The organism is Streptomyces sp. NPDC091972, assembly GCF_044756385.1.
Lineage (GTDB): Bacteria > Actinomycetota > Actinomycetes > Streptomycetales > Streptomycetaceae > Streptomyces.
Genome location: NZ_JBIVSV010000015.1, coordinates 86,716 through 101,850, shown reverse-complemented (window position 1 = coordinate 101,850; position 15,135 = coordinate 86,716). Strand labels below are relative to the sequence as shown.

Here is a 15,135-nt window from a genome sequence, read left to right as displayed (position 1 = left end):
TGTTCGAATTCCGGCGCAACCCCGATTTGGGCGGCCGTGGCCCGGGGTGGTTGGCTTGCCCCGAGCCCGAGAACCCGAAGTCCTGGAGGAAGTCGATGGCGCAGGTCGAGGCCACTACGGAGCGGATCGTCGCGGCGGACGCGGAGAAGGTGTTCGACGCCGTCGCCGACTACAGCGGCACCCGCTCGCGGGTGCTGCCCGAGCAGTTCAGCGAGTACGAGGTGCGCGAGGGCGGCGACGGCGAGGGCACCCTCGTCCACTGGAAGCTCCAGGCCACCAGCAAGCGGGTCCGCGACTGCCTCCTGGAGGTCACCGAGCCCACCGACGGCGAGCTCGTCGAGAAGGACCGCAACTCCTCCATGGTCACCACCTGGCGGGTCACCCCGGCCGGCGAGGGCAAGTCCCGCGTCGTCGTGACCACCGTCTGGCAGGGCGCCGGCGGCATCGGCGGCTTCTTCGAGAAGACCTTCGCCCCCAAGGGCCTCGGCCGGATCTACGACTCGCTCCTGGACCGGCTCGCCGCCGAGGTCGAGAAGTAAGTCACCGGCACCCGGCGGCCGTTGCCCCCGGTCACCGGATCGAGTGGATCTCCGTGCGGCCCGCCGGGATGCCGTAACTCGTCGCGCTTGCCCGTAGTTGTCGCCTCATGCGGGAAATGCGGGGCAGGCGCGACGAGGGGAGCGGCACGTGGGCGTGACGACTGCGACGCACGAGGAACGGGTCGAGGCGCCACCGGAGATCCCCGCCCCCGCCGTCGAACTCACCCCGCGCCGGGTGCGGTTGGTCTTCTTCGGCCTGATGCTCGCGCTGCTCCTCGCCGCGCTGGAGCAGATGATCGTCGCCACCGCGCTCCCGAGGATCGTCGGTGAACTGCACGGCCTGGACCGGATGTCCTGGGCGATCACCGCCTACCTGCTCACCGCCACGATCGGACTGCCGGTCTACGGCAAGCTCGGCGACCTGCTCGGCCGCAAGGGCGTCTTCCAGTTCGCGATCGTCGTCTTCGTGGCCGGCTCCGCGCTCGCCGGACGGGCCGCGACCATGGACCAGTTGATCGCCTTCCGCGCGGTGCAGGGCGTCGGCGCCGGCGGCCTCATGATCGGTGTGCAGGCGATCATCGCCGACATCGTGCCGCCCCGGCGGCGCGGCCGCTTCATGGGCCTGATCGGCGCCGCCTTCGGACTCGCCTCCGTCGCCGGCCCGCTGCTCGGCGGCTGGTTCACCGACCACCTCTCCTGGCGGTGGTGCTTCTACGTCAACGTGCCCTTCGGGCTGCTGACCCTGGCCGTCGTCACCGCCGTGCTGAAGCTGCCCAAGCCGCGGGCCAGGCCCCGCTTCGACGTCCTCGGCGCCCTGCTGCTCGCCGCGGCCTCCACCTGCCTGGTGCTGCTGACCAGTTGGGGCGGCAGCGAGTACGCATGGGACTCGCGGATGATCCTCGGCCTCGGGGCCGGAGCGGTGGCCGCCGGCGTCCTCTTCCTGGTCGCCGAGCGCTTCGCCGCCGAACCCCTCATCCCGCTCAGGCTGTTCAGGGACTCCGTCTTCAACATCACCGGTCTGGTGGGCCTGGTGATCGGGGTCGCGCTCTTCGGGGCCGCCAGCTATCTGCCGACCTTCCTCCAGATGGTCGACGGCGCCAGCGCCACCGAGTCCGGCCTGCTGATGCTGCCCATGATGGCCGGCATCGTCGGCGCCTCCGTGGTCGCCGGGCAGCTCATCAGCCACACCGGGCACTACCGGATCTGGCCGGTCCTCGGCAGCGCCCTCGCCGCCGTCGGGATGTGGCTGCTGTCCCGGCTGGAGGCCGACACCCCCCGGCTCCACTACAGCGTCTGGATGGCAGTCCTCGGCGCGGGGATCGGCATGGTGATGCCGGTGCTGATCCTCGCCGTGCAGAACTCGGTGCGCCCCGCCGACCTGGGCACCGCCACCAGCGCCAACAACTACTTCCGGCAGATCGGCGGCAGCGTCGGAGCGGCGGTCTTCGGCACCCTCTTCGCCGACCGCCTCGCGGACTCGCTGCGACAGCGGCTCCCCGGCGCGCGGGGGCTGCCCGACCCCGAGTCCCTCACCCCGCAGCTCGTCCACGCCCTGCCCCCGGCGCTGCGCGACGGCTATGTCCGGGCCTACGCCGACGCCATGCCGAGGATCTTCCTCTACCTCGTGCCGGTGCTCGTCCTCGGCCTGCTCCTCGCCCTCTTCCTCAAGGAGAAACCGCTGGTGTCCCCCCACGCCGCCGACCCGGAGACCGAGACCGCCCCCGTCCCCCCGGCCCGCGCGCCGCAGCACACCGCCGCGGTCCCGGTGTGCGGCACCGTGCGGCACTCCGACGGGAGCGCGGTCCCCCGGGCCGCGCTCACCCTCATCGACGCGGCCGGAGCGCAGACCGGGCGCGGTACCGGCGGCGAGGACGGACGGTTCGCGCTGTCGGCGCCCGAACCGGGGCCGTACGTCCTCATCGCCGCCGCGAGCGGGCACCAGCCGCAGGCCGTCTCCGTGACGGCCGGCGACCACCCCGTCGAACTGGACGTCGTCCTCGGCGGCGCCGGACGGCTCACCGGCCGCGTGCTCTGTGACGGCACACCCGTACCGGACGCCGTCGTCACCCTCACCGACGCGCGCGGCGAGGTCGTGGCCACCACCCGCAGCGGCCCCGACGGCACCTACGCCGTCACCGAACTGGTCGCGGGGGAGTACACCCTCGCCGCCGGCGCTCCAGCGCTCCGCCCCGCCGCGCTGTCCGTCACCGTCCGGGCCTCCCGGGAGTCCCGCCAGGACGTCGAGCTCGCCGGCGGCGCGCTGCTGCACGGCACCGTGCGAGCCGGCGGCGGACGGACCGTGCCGGACGCGCGCGTGACGCTCCTGGACGTCGCAGGCAACGTCGTGGACACCCTCACGACCGGGCCCGACGGCACCTTCCGCTTCGTCGACCTGTCCGGTGGCGAGTACACCGTCATCGCCACCGGATACCCGCCCGTCGCCGCCGCCTTGCGAGTGCCCGGGGGCGCCCGCACGGAGCGCGATCTGCTGCTGGGACACGAGGACTGACGGGGCGTCAGCGCGGGGCGCGCGCCGGAGCGATCCGGTCCGGGCCAATTCCCGCATTGCCGCACACCGTGACCGACCGGCGCCGTACGGTGGAGGCAGGCGGCACAGATCTTGCGGAGAGAGGGCCTGGGCCATGGACCGTGGCACCGAGAGGGGCGCACCTCCCAGCCGCGGAGCTGGGAACGGCACGGCGGACGGCCCCGCCGCGGCCGGACGGGTCCCGCTGGCCGTGGTGGTCGTGGACCGCGACGGCCTGGTCTCCCACTGGAGCCGGGGCGCGAGCCGGCTGTTCGGCGCCGGCAAGGAGGAGGCCATCGGCCGTCCCGCCGCCGACCTGCTGCCCGTCTCCGGGGCCCTCCCCGACGAGCTGAGCACCCCGCCCCACGGTGTCCACGCGGCCTACGACGGACTGGGACCCGACCTGGAGTCCTCCCTGGACGGCGGGCTGTCCTACCCGGCCGCGGGCCGTGCCCGCCTCACCGTGCCCGGCGCGGACCGCGTCGACGTCCTGTGGTGGGCCTACCCGCTGGTGGGCCCGGGACGGGAGCGCCTGCTGGTGCTGGCCGCCGACGCGGGCGGGCTCCACCGCGACCCCGGCCTCGACGCGGGCGGTGCGGCCGTCGAGCGGATCGCGCCCGCCTTCGCCCTGCACACCGACTTCCCGGGCGCCGACGAACTCGCCCGCAGGCTCCCCGAGATCCTGCCCAGCATGAGCGTCGGCGAAAGCGCCCGCATCGTCGCGCAGATCCTCGAACTGGGTTATCCGGTCCTGGAGTTCAGCCAGAACGACCGGGTGCCCGTCACCCCCGACTGGGGTGTGCCCCGGCGCGCCGAGCGCAGGGCCCGCCGGGAGCGGGCGGCCCGGGCGGTCGCGGCCGGCCTGCCGGTGCCGCAGGACGAGCCGGACGAGGGCGAGGACCTCGAGTACGTCGCCGTGCGCGAGCGCCTGGAGTTCCTCAACGAGGTCAGCGGAAAGATCGGCACCTCCCTCGACCTGTCGCGGACCATCGTCGAGGTCAGCAAAGCCGTCGTGCCCCGCTTCACCGATGTCGCCGGCACCTATCTGCGCGAACAGGTCGTCGCCGGCGAGGGGTTCCCCGACGGGGTGCCCGACACCACCACCATGTGGCACCGGGTGGCCCTGGAGCACACCGACGAACCGGGCCGCTGGGACGACGTGGTGCCGGTCGGCGAGGCCATGCCGTTCCCCGCGCACACCCCGTTCTTCCAGTGCATGACCAGCGGTGAGCCGGTCCTCGTGCCGCGCATCAGCGAACAGATGGGGCACGCGATCGCCTCGCAGTTCGAGAAGCGGGACATCCGGCCGCTGATCACCGGCCGCTCCATGCTCGTCGTACCGCTCAAGGCCCGCAACGTGGTCCTCGGGTTCATGATCCTGCTCCGGCACCCCGAGCGCGCCGAGTTCAACGACATGGACCGGGTCACCGGCGCCGAACTCGCCGCCCGCGCGGGCCTCGTGCTGGACAACGCGCGCATGTACACCTTCCAGGAGTCCGTCGCCGAGACCCTCCAGGACAGCATGCTGCCGCACATCGCGGCGCGGATGGCGGGCTGCGACATCGCCACCCGCTATCTGCCGGGCACCCTCCTCGGACGCGTCGGCGGCGACTGGTTCGACTCCGTGAAGCTGCCCGGCGCGCGCACCGCCCTGGTCGTCGGTGACGTCATGGGCCACGGGCTCAACTCGGCGGCCATGATGGGCCAGTTGCGGACGGCCGTACAGACCATGGCCGCGCTCGACCTGCCGCCGGCCCAACTGCTGCGCAACCTCGACGACCTCGCCCAGCGGCTCGGCGACACCTACCTGGCGACCTGTCTCTACGCCGTCTACGACCCGATCGCGAGCGAACTGCACCTCGCCAACGCGGGGCACATCCCGCCGGTGATCGTGCGGGCCGCGGACGGCCGCAGCGAGCTGCTCGACCTGCCCACCGGCGCGCCCATCGGCGTCGGCGGGGTGCCCTTCGAGGCGGTACGCGTCCGCGTGGAGCCCGGTGACCGGCTGCTGATGTGCACCGACGGACTGGTGGAGGTGCGGGGCGAGGACATCGGGGTGGGCCTGGCGACGCTCACCGAGTCCGCCGCGCACCCGGCCGCGTCCATGGACGACGCCTGCGACGCGATCATCCGTGCGCTCAACCCGCGCGGCGGGCGCAAGGACGACGTGGCGCTGCTCATGGCCCGGCTCAACGGCATCGAGCCGGACGACGTGGCCGAATGGCGGCTCTCCCTCGACCCGGCCGAGGTGGGGCGGGCCCGGGCGGTGGTGCGCGAGCAGTTGCACGACTGGGGACTGGCGCGACTGGCCGACGGCGCGGAGCTCATGGTGAGCGAGCTCGTCACCAACGCCGTACGGCACTCGCACCGCAGGCCCGTCGAGCTGCGGCTGGTGCGGGAGGACACGCTGCTGTGCGAGGTGGACGACGACGACCATGATCTGCCGAACCTGCTGAGCGCGGGGCCCACCGACGAGCAGGGGCGGGGGCTCAGGGTGGTCAGCACGCTGGCCCGGGAGTGGGGCGCGAGCCGGACGAAGGCCGGCAAGACCGTGTGGTTCGAGCTGACCCTGCCGCGTCGCTGAGCGGTCCCTCGCGGAGGCGCGCGTCCAGCGGTCCCTCGCGCGGGCGCGCGGCCGGCGAACGGGCGGTGAAGGAATGCGCCGTGCGCTTGTCCGCGTGACCCCGGCGCGATACACCGTACTGGCCCGCCAGTGTGGCGGGTTGTGGCGCATCCTGGGGAGTTGGGCATGAGCGTGACTGGTCGGTACCGGGAGTCCTGGGAGGGCTTCTGGCGGGAGGCCCCGGCGCGGCAGGGGGCCGTGTTCTGGGACGCGGAGCCGGTGTTGACCGCCGGAGTCCACCTCGCCCACTTCGAGCCGCTCCTGGTCGATCCAGGGCTGCCCCTCGTGGACCTGGGCTGCGGCAACGGCACCCAGAGCCGTTTCCTCGCCGCCCACTTCACGCAGGTCGTCGGCGTCGACCTGTCCGCCGCCGCCCTCGACCGCGCCCGCGACGCCGATCCCGGCGGCCAGGTGACGTACCGGCTGATGGACGCCTCCGACAAAAGCGAACCGCAGAACCTGCACGCCGAGCTCGGGGACACCAACGTCTACATGCGGGGTGTGCTGCACCAGGCCGCGCCCGAGGACCGGCAGCAGTTGGTCGACGGGATCGCCACGCTCGTCGGGGAGCGCGGCCGGGCCTTCCTGGTCGAGCTCTCCGAGGCCGCCAAGTCCGTCCTGGTGGGCCTGGCGCAGGGCCCCGACGGGCCGCCCCCGAAGCTGGCCCCCGTCTTCCGGCACGGCATCGCGCCCGGCGAGGTGGCCGACGAAGCGGTGCCGGTGTACCTCGGGGCGGCCGGGCTGACCGTGGTGGCGAGCGGGGAACTGCCGCTCATCACCACCGAGTACCGCTCCGACGGCACCCGGATCGAGCTGCCCTCGAAGTGGTGGGTGGTGGGCCGCACCGCCTGACGGGCGGGGCGGGGCCGGTGAGGGATCGCCGGCTCCGCTGCGTCGGCGGGCGGTTGCCGGCGGTCCCGCGGATCAGGGGGAGCGGCGGGCGTGCTCCTTCCCGAGCCGAGTCCTAGCGGTGCGCCTGGGCGGTGGTCGAGCCCGTGACCGGCGAGGTCCTCCGGAACGCCCACTCCATCCGGGGCTCCATCACGCAGCGGAAGACCCGCCGTACGGGCGCGGTGCACAGCACGGTCACCACCGCGCCGGCGACCAGCGTCACGGCGATCGCGCCCAGCGGGGTGTGCGGCCACCGGTGGCCGGCCCAGTCGAAGTGGTTGCCGGCCTGCACGACGAAACCGTGCAGCAGATAGCCGTACAGCGTGCCCGCGCCCAGGGCCGTGAACCACATGCGGCGCCCCGGCACCCAGGACAGGAAGCAGGCGACCAGGACGAGCGAGCAGCCGAAGAGGGCCAGCGTCATCAGCGGGCCGTACCAGGCGGGCACCCCGAAGTGCTCGGCGGCGTCGCGGTGGAAGAACCACGCGTAGTCCATGCGCGGGACCGCCCAGTACGAGAACACCAGCGCGCCCGCGATGACCGGTACCGCGAGCAGCCGCACCCGCCATGTGCGCACCAGGGAGAAGTGCTCCGGGCGCAGGCACAGACCGAGCACGAAGTACGGCAGGAACTGCAGGGTCCGCTGGAGGTCGAGGTCGTCGCCGATGGACGGGCTGAGGGTGGCGAGCGCGGCGACCGCGAGGGCGACCGGCAGCGGCCACCGCACGCAGCGCCACAGGGGCGTGGTCAGCCGCCATATGAACAGGGCGGCCAGGAACCAGGTCAGGTACAGCGGGTCGAGGAGGCTGATCGGGCGGTCCGGGACGCCGTCCGACCACCGGGTGAAAAGGGTGTACGCCGTCTCGAACACGACATAGGGGACGACGACTCCGGTGACCAGCCGCTTGATCTTCGCCGGGCTCGCGTCGAACGAGCGGGAGAAATAGCCCGAGATGATGATGAAGGCGGGCATGTGGAAGGCGTAGACGAGTGTGTACAGCGCGGTGACGGCACGGCTGTCGGAGCGCAGCGGCTCCCAGGCGTGGCCCATCGCGACGAGCACGATCGCCAGGTACTTGGCGTTGTCGAAGAACGCGTCGCGCTGCTTCGGGCGCCCGGAGGTGTTCTCCGGCGCGGCGGTCGCCGCCGTCCCTCGTGCCGTCTGTACGGGCTGTGCGGTGTCGCTCACGCTTCTCCCTGTCCGTCTCCTGTGGAACCCGCGAGGGAGAATACGCGTCTTCCAGGGGTTGCCCGTGCGGCGGGGGTGAGCCGCGTTCGGTTCGCCTCACCCCTCGCGGGCGACGCAAACCTCCGCGACGCGTAACGTGGCGGACCATGAAGATCCTGATCAGCGCCGACATGGAGGGCGCCACCGGCGTGACCTGGCCGGCCGACGTGCTGCCGGGCACAGCGCAGTGGGAGCGGTGCCGGTCGATGTTCACCTCGGACGTGAACGCCGCCGTGCTGGGCTTCTTCGACGGGGGAGCCGACGAGGTCCTCGTCAACGAGGCCCACTGGACCATGCGCAACCTGCTCCTGGAGCGGCTCGACGAGCGCGTCCAGATGCTCACGGGGCGGCACAAGTCGCTCTCCATGGTCGAGGGCGTCCAGCACGGCGACGTCGACGGCATCGCCTTCATCGGCTACCACGCGGGCGCGGGCCAGGAGGGCGTCCTCGCCCACACCTACCTCGCCAACTCCATCACCGGGGTGTGGCTGAACGACGTGCCCGCCAGCGAGGGGTACCTCAACGCGCACGTGGTCGCGGAGTACGGCGTCCCCGTCGTCCTCGTCACCGGGGACGACGTGGCCTGCGAGGACGCCCTCGGGTACGCGCCCGGGGCGCTGAAGGTCGCCGTCAAGGACCATGTGTCGCGGTACGCGGCCGTGTGCCGTACCCCGGCCCGCACCGCCGCCGACATCCGGGCCGCGGCCAAGGAGGCCGCCCGGCTGGCGGTACGTCAGGAACCCGCGCAGGCGGGCCCGTTCACGATCGCGGTCGAGTTCGACGCCGAGCACCTCGCCATGGCCGCCACCGTGGTGCCGGGCGTCGAGCGGACCGGGGCGCGGAAGGTGGCGTACACGAGCGGGACCATGTACGCGGGAATCCGTACCTTCAAGGCGGTCACCACCATCGTCTCGGCCGCCGTGGAGGAGCAGTATGGCTGACCAGCAGGCACTGGACGAGGTCGTCCGGTTCACGTCCGACCTCATCCGCGTCGACACCACCAACCGGGGCGGCGGCGACTGCCAGGAACGGCCCGCCGCCGAGTACGCGGCCGAACAGCTCGCCGGGGCGGGACTCGAGCCCCTGATGCTGGAACGCACCAGGGGCCGTACCAACGTCGTGGCCCGGATCGAGGGCACCGACCCGTCGGCGGACGCCCTGCTCGTCCACGGTCATCTGGACGTGGTGCCCGCCGAGGCCGCGGACTGGAGCGTGCACCCCTTCTCCGGGGAGGTCCGCGACGGCGTCGTGTGGGGACGGGGCGCGGTCGACATGAAGAACATGGACGCGATGATCCTGGCCGTGGTGCGCTCCTGGGCCCGGCAGGGCGTACGGCCCCGGCGGGACGTGGTGATCGCGTTCACCGCGGACGAGGAGGCCAGCGCCGAGGACGGCTCCGGGTTCCTCGCCGACGAGCACCCGGAGCTCTTCGAGGGCTGCTCCGAAGGGGTCAGCGAGTCCGGGGCGTTCACCTTCCACGACGGCGCCGGGCGGCAGATCTACCCGATCGCGGCGGGCGAGCGCGGCACCGGCTGGCTCAAGCTCACCGCGAACGGCCGCGCCGGACACGGCTCCAAGGTCAACAAGGAGAACGCGGTCACCCGGCTCGCCGCCGCCGTGACCCGCATCGGCGAGCACGAGTGGCCGCTCAGGCTCACCCCGACCGTCCGCGCGGCGCTCACCGAACTCGCCGCGCTCTACGGCATCGAGAGCGACCTGAGCGACGTGGACGGGCTCCTGGAGAAGCTGGGCCCGGCGGCCAAGCTGGTCGAGGCGACCGTGCGCAACAGCGCCAATCCGACGATGCTGGAGGCCGGTTACAAGCTCAACGTGATCCCGGGCCAGGCCGTGGCCTACGTCGACGGCCGCTTTCTGCCCGGCGGCGAGGACGAGTTCCGTGCGACCCTCGACCTGCTGACCGGACCCGACGTGGACTGGGAGTACAGCCACCGCGAGGTGGCCCTCCAGGCGCCGGTCGACTCGCCGACGTACGCCCGGATGCGGGCCGCGGTGGAGGAGTTCGCGCCCGAGGGGGCCGTGGTGCCGTACTGCATGTCCGGTGGCACGGACGCCAAGCAGTTCTCCCGCCTCGGCATCACCGGGTACGGGTTCGCGCCCCTGAAGCTCCCCGAGGGCTTCGACTACCAGGCCCTGTTCCACGGGGTCGACGAGCGGGTCCCCGTCGAGGCGCTGCACTTCGGCGTACGGGTACTCGACCGCTTCCTGAGGACGGCCTGAGCAAGTGGGGGAGAACGTGCAGACCTTGGCATACGGTTCCTGGCCCTCGCCCATCGACGCGGCGCTCGCCGCCGCGCACGACGGCCACCCCGAATGGCTGGGCTTCGTCGGGGACGAGGTGTGGTGGACCGAGCCCCGGCCCGCCGAGGGCGGCCGCCGCACCCTGGTGCGCAGGCGCGCCGACGGCCGGGAGGAGCCGGTGCTGCCGGCCCCGTGGAACGTGCGCAGCCGGGTCATCGAGTACGGCGGTCACCCCTGGGCGGGCGCGGTGGTGGAGGGAGCACCGCTCGTCGTGTTCGTGCACTTCGCCGACCAGCGGCTGTACCGGTACGAGCCCGGCAGCGAGCCGCGCCCCCTCACGCCCGTCTCCCCGGTCGGCGGCGGACTGCGCTGGGCGGAGCCGCAGTTGAGACCCGACCTGGGCGAGGTGTGGTGCGTCCTGGAGGAGTTCACCGGCGACGGGCCCACCGATGTCCGCCGGGTCCTGGCCGCCGTGCCGCTGGACGGCTCGGCCGTGCAGGACCGGGACGCGGTGCGTGAACTCACCGACGACCGCCACCGGTTCGTCACCGGGCCCCGTCTCTCCCCGGACGGCTCACGCGCGGCCTGGCTCGCCTGGGACCACCCCCGCATGCCCTGGGACGGCACCGAGCTGGTCGTCGCCGAGGTCCACGAGGGCACGCTCCGGGAGCCCCGCACGGTGGCCGGCGGCCCGGACGAGTCCATCGCCCAGGCCGACTGGTCGCCCGACGGCCGCCTCCTGTACGCGAGCGACCGCACCGGCTGGTGGAACCTCTACCGCGACGGGGAGCAACTCTGCCCGCGCGAGGAGGAGTTCGGCGGCGCCCTGTGGAAGCTCGGGCACCGCTGGTTCGCCCCGCTGGACAGCGGACTGATCGCCGTCGTGCACGGCACCGGCTCGACCGCCCTCGCGATACTCGACCCGGAGACCGGTGAGCTCGTCGACGCGGCCGGCCCCTGGACCGAGTTCGCGCCCACCCTCGCGGTGCACGGCGAGCGGGTCGTCGCCGTGGGCGCCAGCCCGCGCACCGCCCACGAGGTCGTCGAACTGGACGCCCGTACGGGACGGGCCCGGGTGATCGGCGCCGAGCACGACGACCCGGTCGACCCCGCGTACTACCCCGAACCCCAGATCCGCGTCTTCACCGGGCCCGACGGCCGGGACATCCACGCCCACGTCTACCCGCCGCACCACCCCGGGTACCGGGCCCCGGGCGACGAGCTGCCCCCGTACGTCGTCTGGGCGCACGGCGGGCCCACCGGCCACGCGCCCCTCGTCCTCGACCTCTCGATCGCCTACTTCACCTCGCGCGGCATCGGCGTCGCCGAGGTCAACTACGGCGGCTCGACCGGGTACGGCCGGGAGTACCGCAACCGGCTGCGCGAACAGTGGGGCGTGGTCGACGTCGAGGACTGCGCGGCCGTCGCGCTCGCCCTCGCCGGCGAGGGCACCGCCGACCGCGACCGGCTCGCCGTCCGCGGCGGCAGCGCGGGCGGCTGGACCGCGGCCGCCTCGCTCACCATGACCGACGTCTACGCCTGCGGCACGATCGTCTACCCGATCCTCGACCTGGCCGGCTGGGGCACCGGGGAGACCCACGACTTCGAGTCCCAGTACCTGGAGAGCCTGGTCGGACCGCTCGCCGAGGTCCCCGGACGGTACGCGGAACGCTCGCCCGTCGAGCACGCCGACCGGGTCACCGCGCCCTTCCTGCTGCTGCAGGGCCTGGACGACGTGATCTGCCCGCCCGCGCAGTGCGAGCGGTTCCTCGCCCGGATCGCCGGCCGGCAGGTGCCGCACGCCTACCTCGCCTTCGAGGGAGAGGGGCACGGCTTCCGCCGCGCGGACACCATGATCCGCGCACTGGAGGCCGAACTCTCGCTGTACGCCCAGGTGTTCGGGCTGAACCCGCCCGGCGTCCCGACATTGGAGCTCACCAGGTGAAGGAACTCGTACGGCCGTCCAGGCTCGCGCCCGGAGCCCGCGTGGCCGTCGTCGCCCCCAGCGGACCGGTGCCGGAGGAGCGCCTCCAGGCCGGCCTGGACGTCCTGCGCGGCTGGGACCTCGACCCGGTCGTGGCACCCCATGTCCTCGACCGGCACAGTGGGTTCACCTACCTGGCGGGCACGGACGCCGACCGGGCGGCCGACCTCCAGAACGCCTGGTGCGACCCCTCCGTGGACGCCGTGCTGTGCGCCCGCGGCGGATACGGCGTGCTGCGCATGGTCGACCTCCTCGACTGGGACGCGCTGCGCGCGGCCGGGCCGAAGGTGCTGGTCGGGTTCAGCGACGTCACCGCGCTGCACGAGGCGTTCGCCGCCCGGCTCGGCCTGGTCACGCTGCACGGCCCGATGGCCGCCGGTGTCGACTTCATCAAGAACGCCCGCGCCCAGGAGCACCTGCGGGCCACGCTGTTCGCGCCGGAGACGGTCCGCACGATCGCCTCCGGCGGCACGGCCCTCGTCCCCGGCCGGGCCCGCGGCACCACCCTGGGCGGCTGTCTGTGCCTGCTCGCCTCCGAACTGGGCTCCGCGCACGCCCGGCCCGGAGCACGCGGTGGACTGCTCTGCCTGGAGGACGTCGGCGAGGAGACGTACCGCCTCGACCGCTACCTCACCCAACTCCTGCGCGCCGGCTGGTTCGACGGGGTGCGCGGGGTGCTCCTCGGCTCGTGGGAGAGGTGCGAACCGTACGAGGGGGTGCGGGCGCTGCTCCTCGACCGGCTCGGCGGCCTGGGCGTACCCGTCGTCGAGGAGTTCGGGTTCGGGCACTGCGAGGGGGCGCTGACGATCCCCTTCGGGGTGGCCGCGGAACTCGACGCCGACGCGGGCACGTTGACCCTCGACGAACCCGCGCTCCGCTGACGAGGGGGTGGCCGGGAGGCCGGACACCGGCCGCCGGTCACCCGGTGGGGGGCCCTCGCCGTGCGGGACGCGGGCGGTGGGCCCACCCTGGGCGTATGAGCCCGAAGACCTCCGAGAGCGGCGGCACCACCAGTAACACGGGCGGGGCCGCGGCGCCCGCCCGCCTGGTCGTCCTGCTGCTCGCCGTCGTCGCCCTGATCTTCGTCTTCGAGAACACCCGGGCCACGAGGATCCGGCTGCTGGGGCCGGAGGTGACCGTGCCCCTGTGGACGGCCCTGCTCGCCACCGGCCTGATCGGCGCCCTGTGCGGGGCGTATGTCGTGAAACGCCGCGGCTAGGACGTCGTAGGCTGGCGGAATGCCGCACACCGCTTCCCGTTGGCTCGCCGAAGGCCCCCGCACCGGCATACGCCACTTCACCTACGAGGACGCCGCCGAGTTCACCGCCCGGGCTCGGGAGAGCAAGGAACTGCACCAGCCCTGGCTGTTCCCGCCGGACAGCGAGAGCGCCTACCTCGCGTACGCCGGGCGGCTCATCGAGGACCCGACCAAGGCCGGGTTCCTGGTCTGCGAGAAGGACGGGGAGCGCGGCGACGGGGCCATCGCCGGGTTCATCAACATCAACAACATCGTCCAGGGCGGCTTCCGGTGCGGGGCCCTCGGCTACGGCGCCTTCGCGCACGCCGCCGGGCGCGGACTGATGCGCGAAGGGCTGGAACTCGTGATCGGCCACGCCTTCGGGCGGATGGGGCTGCACCGGCTGGAGATCAACGCGCAGCCCCGCAACACCGCCTCCCTCGCCCTCGCCCGCAGCTGCGGCTTCCGGCTGGAAGGGTTCTCCCCGAAGATGCTCCACATCGACGGGGAGTGGCGCGACCACGAGCGCTGGGCGCTCACCGCCGAGATGCGGCCTTCCGGTTGATCTTCATGGTGTCGAGGTCGGTGACCGTCGACTTCAGGGCCCCGAAGCCGTAGCCGAGCTCCCGCAGCGCCCGCTCCGCGCGGTCCTCGGCGATCGCGCCCGCCATCTCCTCGCCGTCCGCCGCGTCCGACACCACCACGTACCGCATCGAGAAGTGCTTCAGCGGCGCCGGCTCGTACGTCAGCGAGCCCTCCTCGCAGAACCGCATGTTCGCCATGCCGTGCTCCGCGGCCTCGGCGAGCAGCCGGGTGCGGGCCTCCTCGGTGAGCCCGTCCCAGGTTCCGCGCACGATCACCCGGTAGGTGTGCTGCTCGCTCACTGTCGCTCCCTCGCGTATCTCCGTGGACGGCCGACTGTACGTCGGCGAGGATGATCCGCATGCGGAATATCGTCGTGCTGGACGCCCCCTCCAACCTCGGCCTGCGTCCTCCCGCCCCCGGTACCGTGCCCGGCTGCCACAAGCTCGCCGGCGCCCTGCGCGAGCAGCGGATCGTGCAGCGGCTGCGCGCCCTGGAGGGCGGGGTGGTGGTGCCGCCGCGCTACGACCGCGGGGACTGGCAGGAGGGCGACGGGGTGTTCAACGCCGCCGCCATCGCCGCGTACACCGTGAAGCTGGCCGACCGCATCGAGCGCCATGTGCGCGCCGGGGACTTCCCCGTCGTCCTCGGCGGCGACTGCTCCATCCAGCTCGGCGCCTCGCTCGCCCTGCGCCGCATCGGGCGGTACGGACTGGCCGCCGTGGACGCCTCGCCGGACTTCCGGCACCCCGGCAACTCCGACCGGATCGGCGCGGCGGGCGGCGAGGAGGTCGCACTGGCCACCGGGCGCGGACAGCAGGACCTGACGGACCTGGAGGGGCTCAGGCCCTATCTGCGGGACGAGGACGTGCGGTACTTCGGGATCCGGGACGCGTTCGAGGAGGACCGGGCCGAGCTCGCCGCCCTGAGGATCCCCGTCGTGACCGTCGGCGACATCCGGGAGTGGGGCGCGGACGCCCTCGCCCGGGCCACCGCCGAGGCCTTCGAGACCCCGGAGATCGACGGCTTCTGGCTGCACCTGGACGCCGACTGCCTCGACCCGTCCGTCATGCCCGCCGTCGACAGCCCCGACCCGGGCGGTCTCCTGCCCGCCGAACTCGTCGCGCTGCTGCGGCCGTTGCTCGCCTCCCCGGCCTGCGCCGGCCTCAACGTCACCATCTACGACCCCGACCTGGACCCCGAGGGCACGGCGGGCGCCCTGCTCACCGACATCGTCGTGGACGCCTTTGCGCAATCCTGACCGG

General features: G+C 73.2%; 13 protein-coding genes. 11 read left to right on the top strand and 2 right to left on the bottom strand.

The genetic code is table 11. The annotated features are described in order from the left end of the window. The first annotated feature begins 95 nt into the window (after positions 1–95). The 4 genes from ACIQJT_RS34840 (at position 96) to ACIQJT_RS34825 (ending at position 6,541) form a co-directional block, all read left to right on the top strand. Positions 96–539, top strand: a complete 444-nt coding sequence (locus ACIQJT_RS34840) for an SRPBCC family protein (RefSeq protein ID WP_402649754.1) — start codon at positions 96–98, stop codon at positions 537–539. Between the two features lie 148 nt (positions 540–687). Next, positions 688–3,048 carry an MFS transporter gene (locus tag ACIQJT_RS34835; RefSeq protein WP_402649753.1) on the top strand — a complete coding sequence of 787 codons (2,361 nt, stop codon included), beginning with the start codon at positions 688–690 and terminating at the stop codon, positions 3,046–3,048. Positions 3,049–3,181: 133 nt separating this feature from the next. Further along, the gene (locus ACIQJT_RS34830) at positions 3,182–5,650 is read left to right on the top strand and encodes a SpoIIE family protein phosphatase (RefSeq protein WP_402649752.1); all 2,469 of its coding nucleotides are present in this window, start codon (positions 3,182–3,184) and stop codon (positions 5,648–5,650) included. 165 nt (positions 5,651–5,815) lie between these two features. Further along, the gene (locus ACIQJT_RS34825; RefSeq protein ID WP_365458572.1) at positions 5,816–6,541 is read left to right on the top strand and encodes a class I SAM-dependent methyltransferase; all 726 of its coding nucleotides are present in this window, start codon (positions 5,816–5,818) and stop codon (positions 6,539–6,541) included. A gap of 112 nt (positions 6,542–6,653) precedes the next feature. Here ACIQJT_RS34825 and ACIQJT_RS34820 read toward each other — a convergent pair whose 3' ends face one another. Then, positions 6,654–7,769: an acyltransferase family protein gene (locus ACIQJT_RS34820; protein WP_402649751.1), complete on the bottom strand. Its 1,116-nt coding sequence runs from the start codon at positions 7,767–7,769 to the stop codon at positions 6,654–6,656. A gap of 146 nt (positions 7,770–7,915) precedes the next feature. Between ACIQJT_RS34820 and ACIQJT_RS34815 the strand changes: the two genes are divergently transcribed. From ACIQJT_RS34815 to ACIQJT_RS34790, 6 genes are all read left to right on the top strand, one after another. Next, positions 7,916–8,749: a M55 family metallopeptidase gene (locus ACIQJT_RS34815; protein ID WP_365458578.1), complete on the top strand. Its 834-nt coding sequence runs from the start codon at positions 7,916–7,918 to the stop codon at positions 8,747–8,749. After that, positions 8,742–10,046, top strand: coding sequence for a M20/M25/M40 family metallo-hydrolase (locus ACIQJT_RS34810; protein WP_365458581.1), 1,305 nt, complete (start codon positions 8,742–8,744; stop codon positions 10,044–10,046). Before ACIQJT_RS34815 ends, ACIQJT_RS34810 begins: the two co-directional genes overlap by 8 nt. 16 nt (positions 10,047–10,062) lie before the next feature. Beyond that, a complete protein-coding gene (locus tag ACIQJT_RS34805; protein ID WP_365458584.1) occupies positions 10,063–12,012 on the top strand; it encodes an LpqB family beta-propeller domain-containing protein in 1,950 nt (649 codons plus the stop codon). Then, the gene (locus ACIQJT_RS34800; protein ID WP_402649750.1) at positions 12,009–12,932 is read left to right on the top strand and encodes an LD-carboxypeptidase; all 924 of its coding nucleotides are present in this window, start codon (positions 12,009–12,011) and stop codon (positions 12,930–12,932) included. The genes ACIQJT_RS34805 and ACIQJT_RS34800 overlap by 4 nt, the downstream gene beginning before the upstream one ends. Positions 12,933–13,027: 95 nt before the next feature. Then, a complete protein-coding gene (locus ACIQJT_RS34795; protein ID WP_365458590.1) occupies positions 13,028–13,270 on the top strand; it encodes a DUF1049 domain-containing protein in 243 nt (80 codons plus the stop codon). Between the two features lie 19 nt (positions 13,271–13,289). Next, positions 13,290–13,853, top strand: coding sequence for a GNAT family N-acetyltransferase (locus ACIQJT_RS34790; RefSeq protein ID WP_402649749.1), 564 nt, complete (start codon positions 13,290–13,292; stop codon positions 13,851–13,853). Here the strand turns inward: ACIQJT_RS34790 and ACIQJT_RS34785 are convergent. Then, complete coding sequence (locus tag ACIQJT_RS34785; RefSeq protein ID WP_402649748.1) at positions 13,825–14,172, bottom strand: DUF6204 family protein; 348 nt, start codon at positions 14,170–14,172, stop codon at positions 13,825–13,827. The genes ACIQJT_RS34790 and ACIQJT_RS34785 overlap by 29 nt on opposite strands. A gap of 59 nt (positions 14,173–14,231) precedes the next feature. Here ACIQJT_RS34785 and ACIQJT_RS34780 point away from each other — a divergent pair, with 59 nt between their 5' ends. Beyond that, positions 14,232–15,131: an arginase family protein gene (locus ACIQJT_RS34780; RefSeq protein ID WP_402649747.1), complete on the top strand. Its 900-nt coding sequence runs from the start codon at positions 14,232–14,234 to the stop codon at positions 15,129–15,131. The last annotated feature ends 4 nt before the right edge of the window (positions 15,132–15,135 follow it).

Excerpts from the sequence above, each read along its gene's own strand:
- ACIQJT_RS34840 (WP_402649754.1), top strand. The coding sequence starts at position 96 with ATGGCGCAGGTCGAGGCCACTACGGAGCGGATCGTCGCGGCGGACGCG.
- ACIQJT_RS34830 (WP_402649752.1), top strand. The coding sequence starts at position 3,182 with ATGGACCGTGGCACCGAGAGGGGCGCACCTCCCAGCCGCGGAGCTGGG.
- ACIQJT_RS34825 (WP_365458572.1), top strand. The coding sequence starts at position 5,816 with ATGAGCGTGACTGGTCGGTACCGGGAGTCCTGGGAGGGCTTCTGGCGG.
- ACIQJT_RS34815 (WP_365458578.1), top strand. The coding sequence starts at position 7,916 with ATGAAGATCCTGATCAGCGCCGACATGGAGGGCGCCACCGGCGTGACC.
- ACIQJT_RS34810 (WP_365458581.1), top strand. The coding sequence starts at position 8,742 with ATGGCTGACCAGCAGGCACTGGACGAGGTCGTCCGGTTCACGTCCGAC.
- ACIQJT_RS34795 (WP_365458590.1), top strand. The coding sequence starts at position 13,028 with ATGAGCCCGAAGACCTCCGAGAGCGGCGGCACCACCAGTAACACGGGC.
- ACIQJT_RS34790 (WP_402649749.1), top strand. The coding sequence starts at position 13,290 with ATGCCGCACACCGCTTCCCGTTGGCTCGCCGAAGGCCCCCGCACCGGC.
- ACIQJT_RS34780 (WP_402649747.1), top strand. The coding sequence starts at position 14,232 with ATGCGGAATATCGTCGTGCTGGACGCCCCCTCCAACCTCGGCCTGCGT.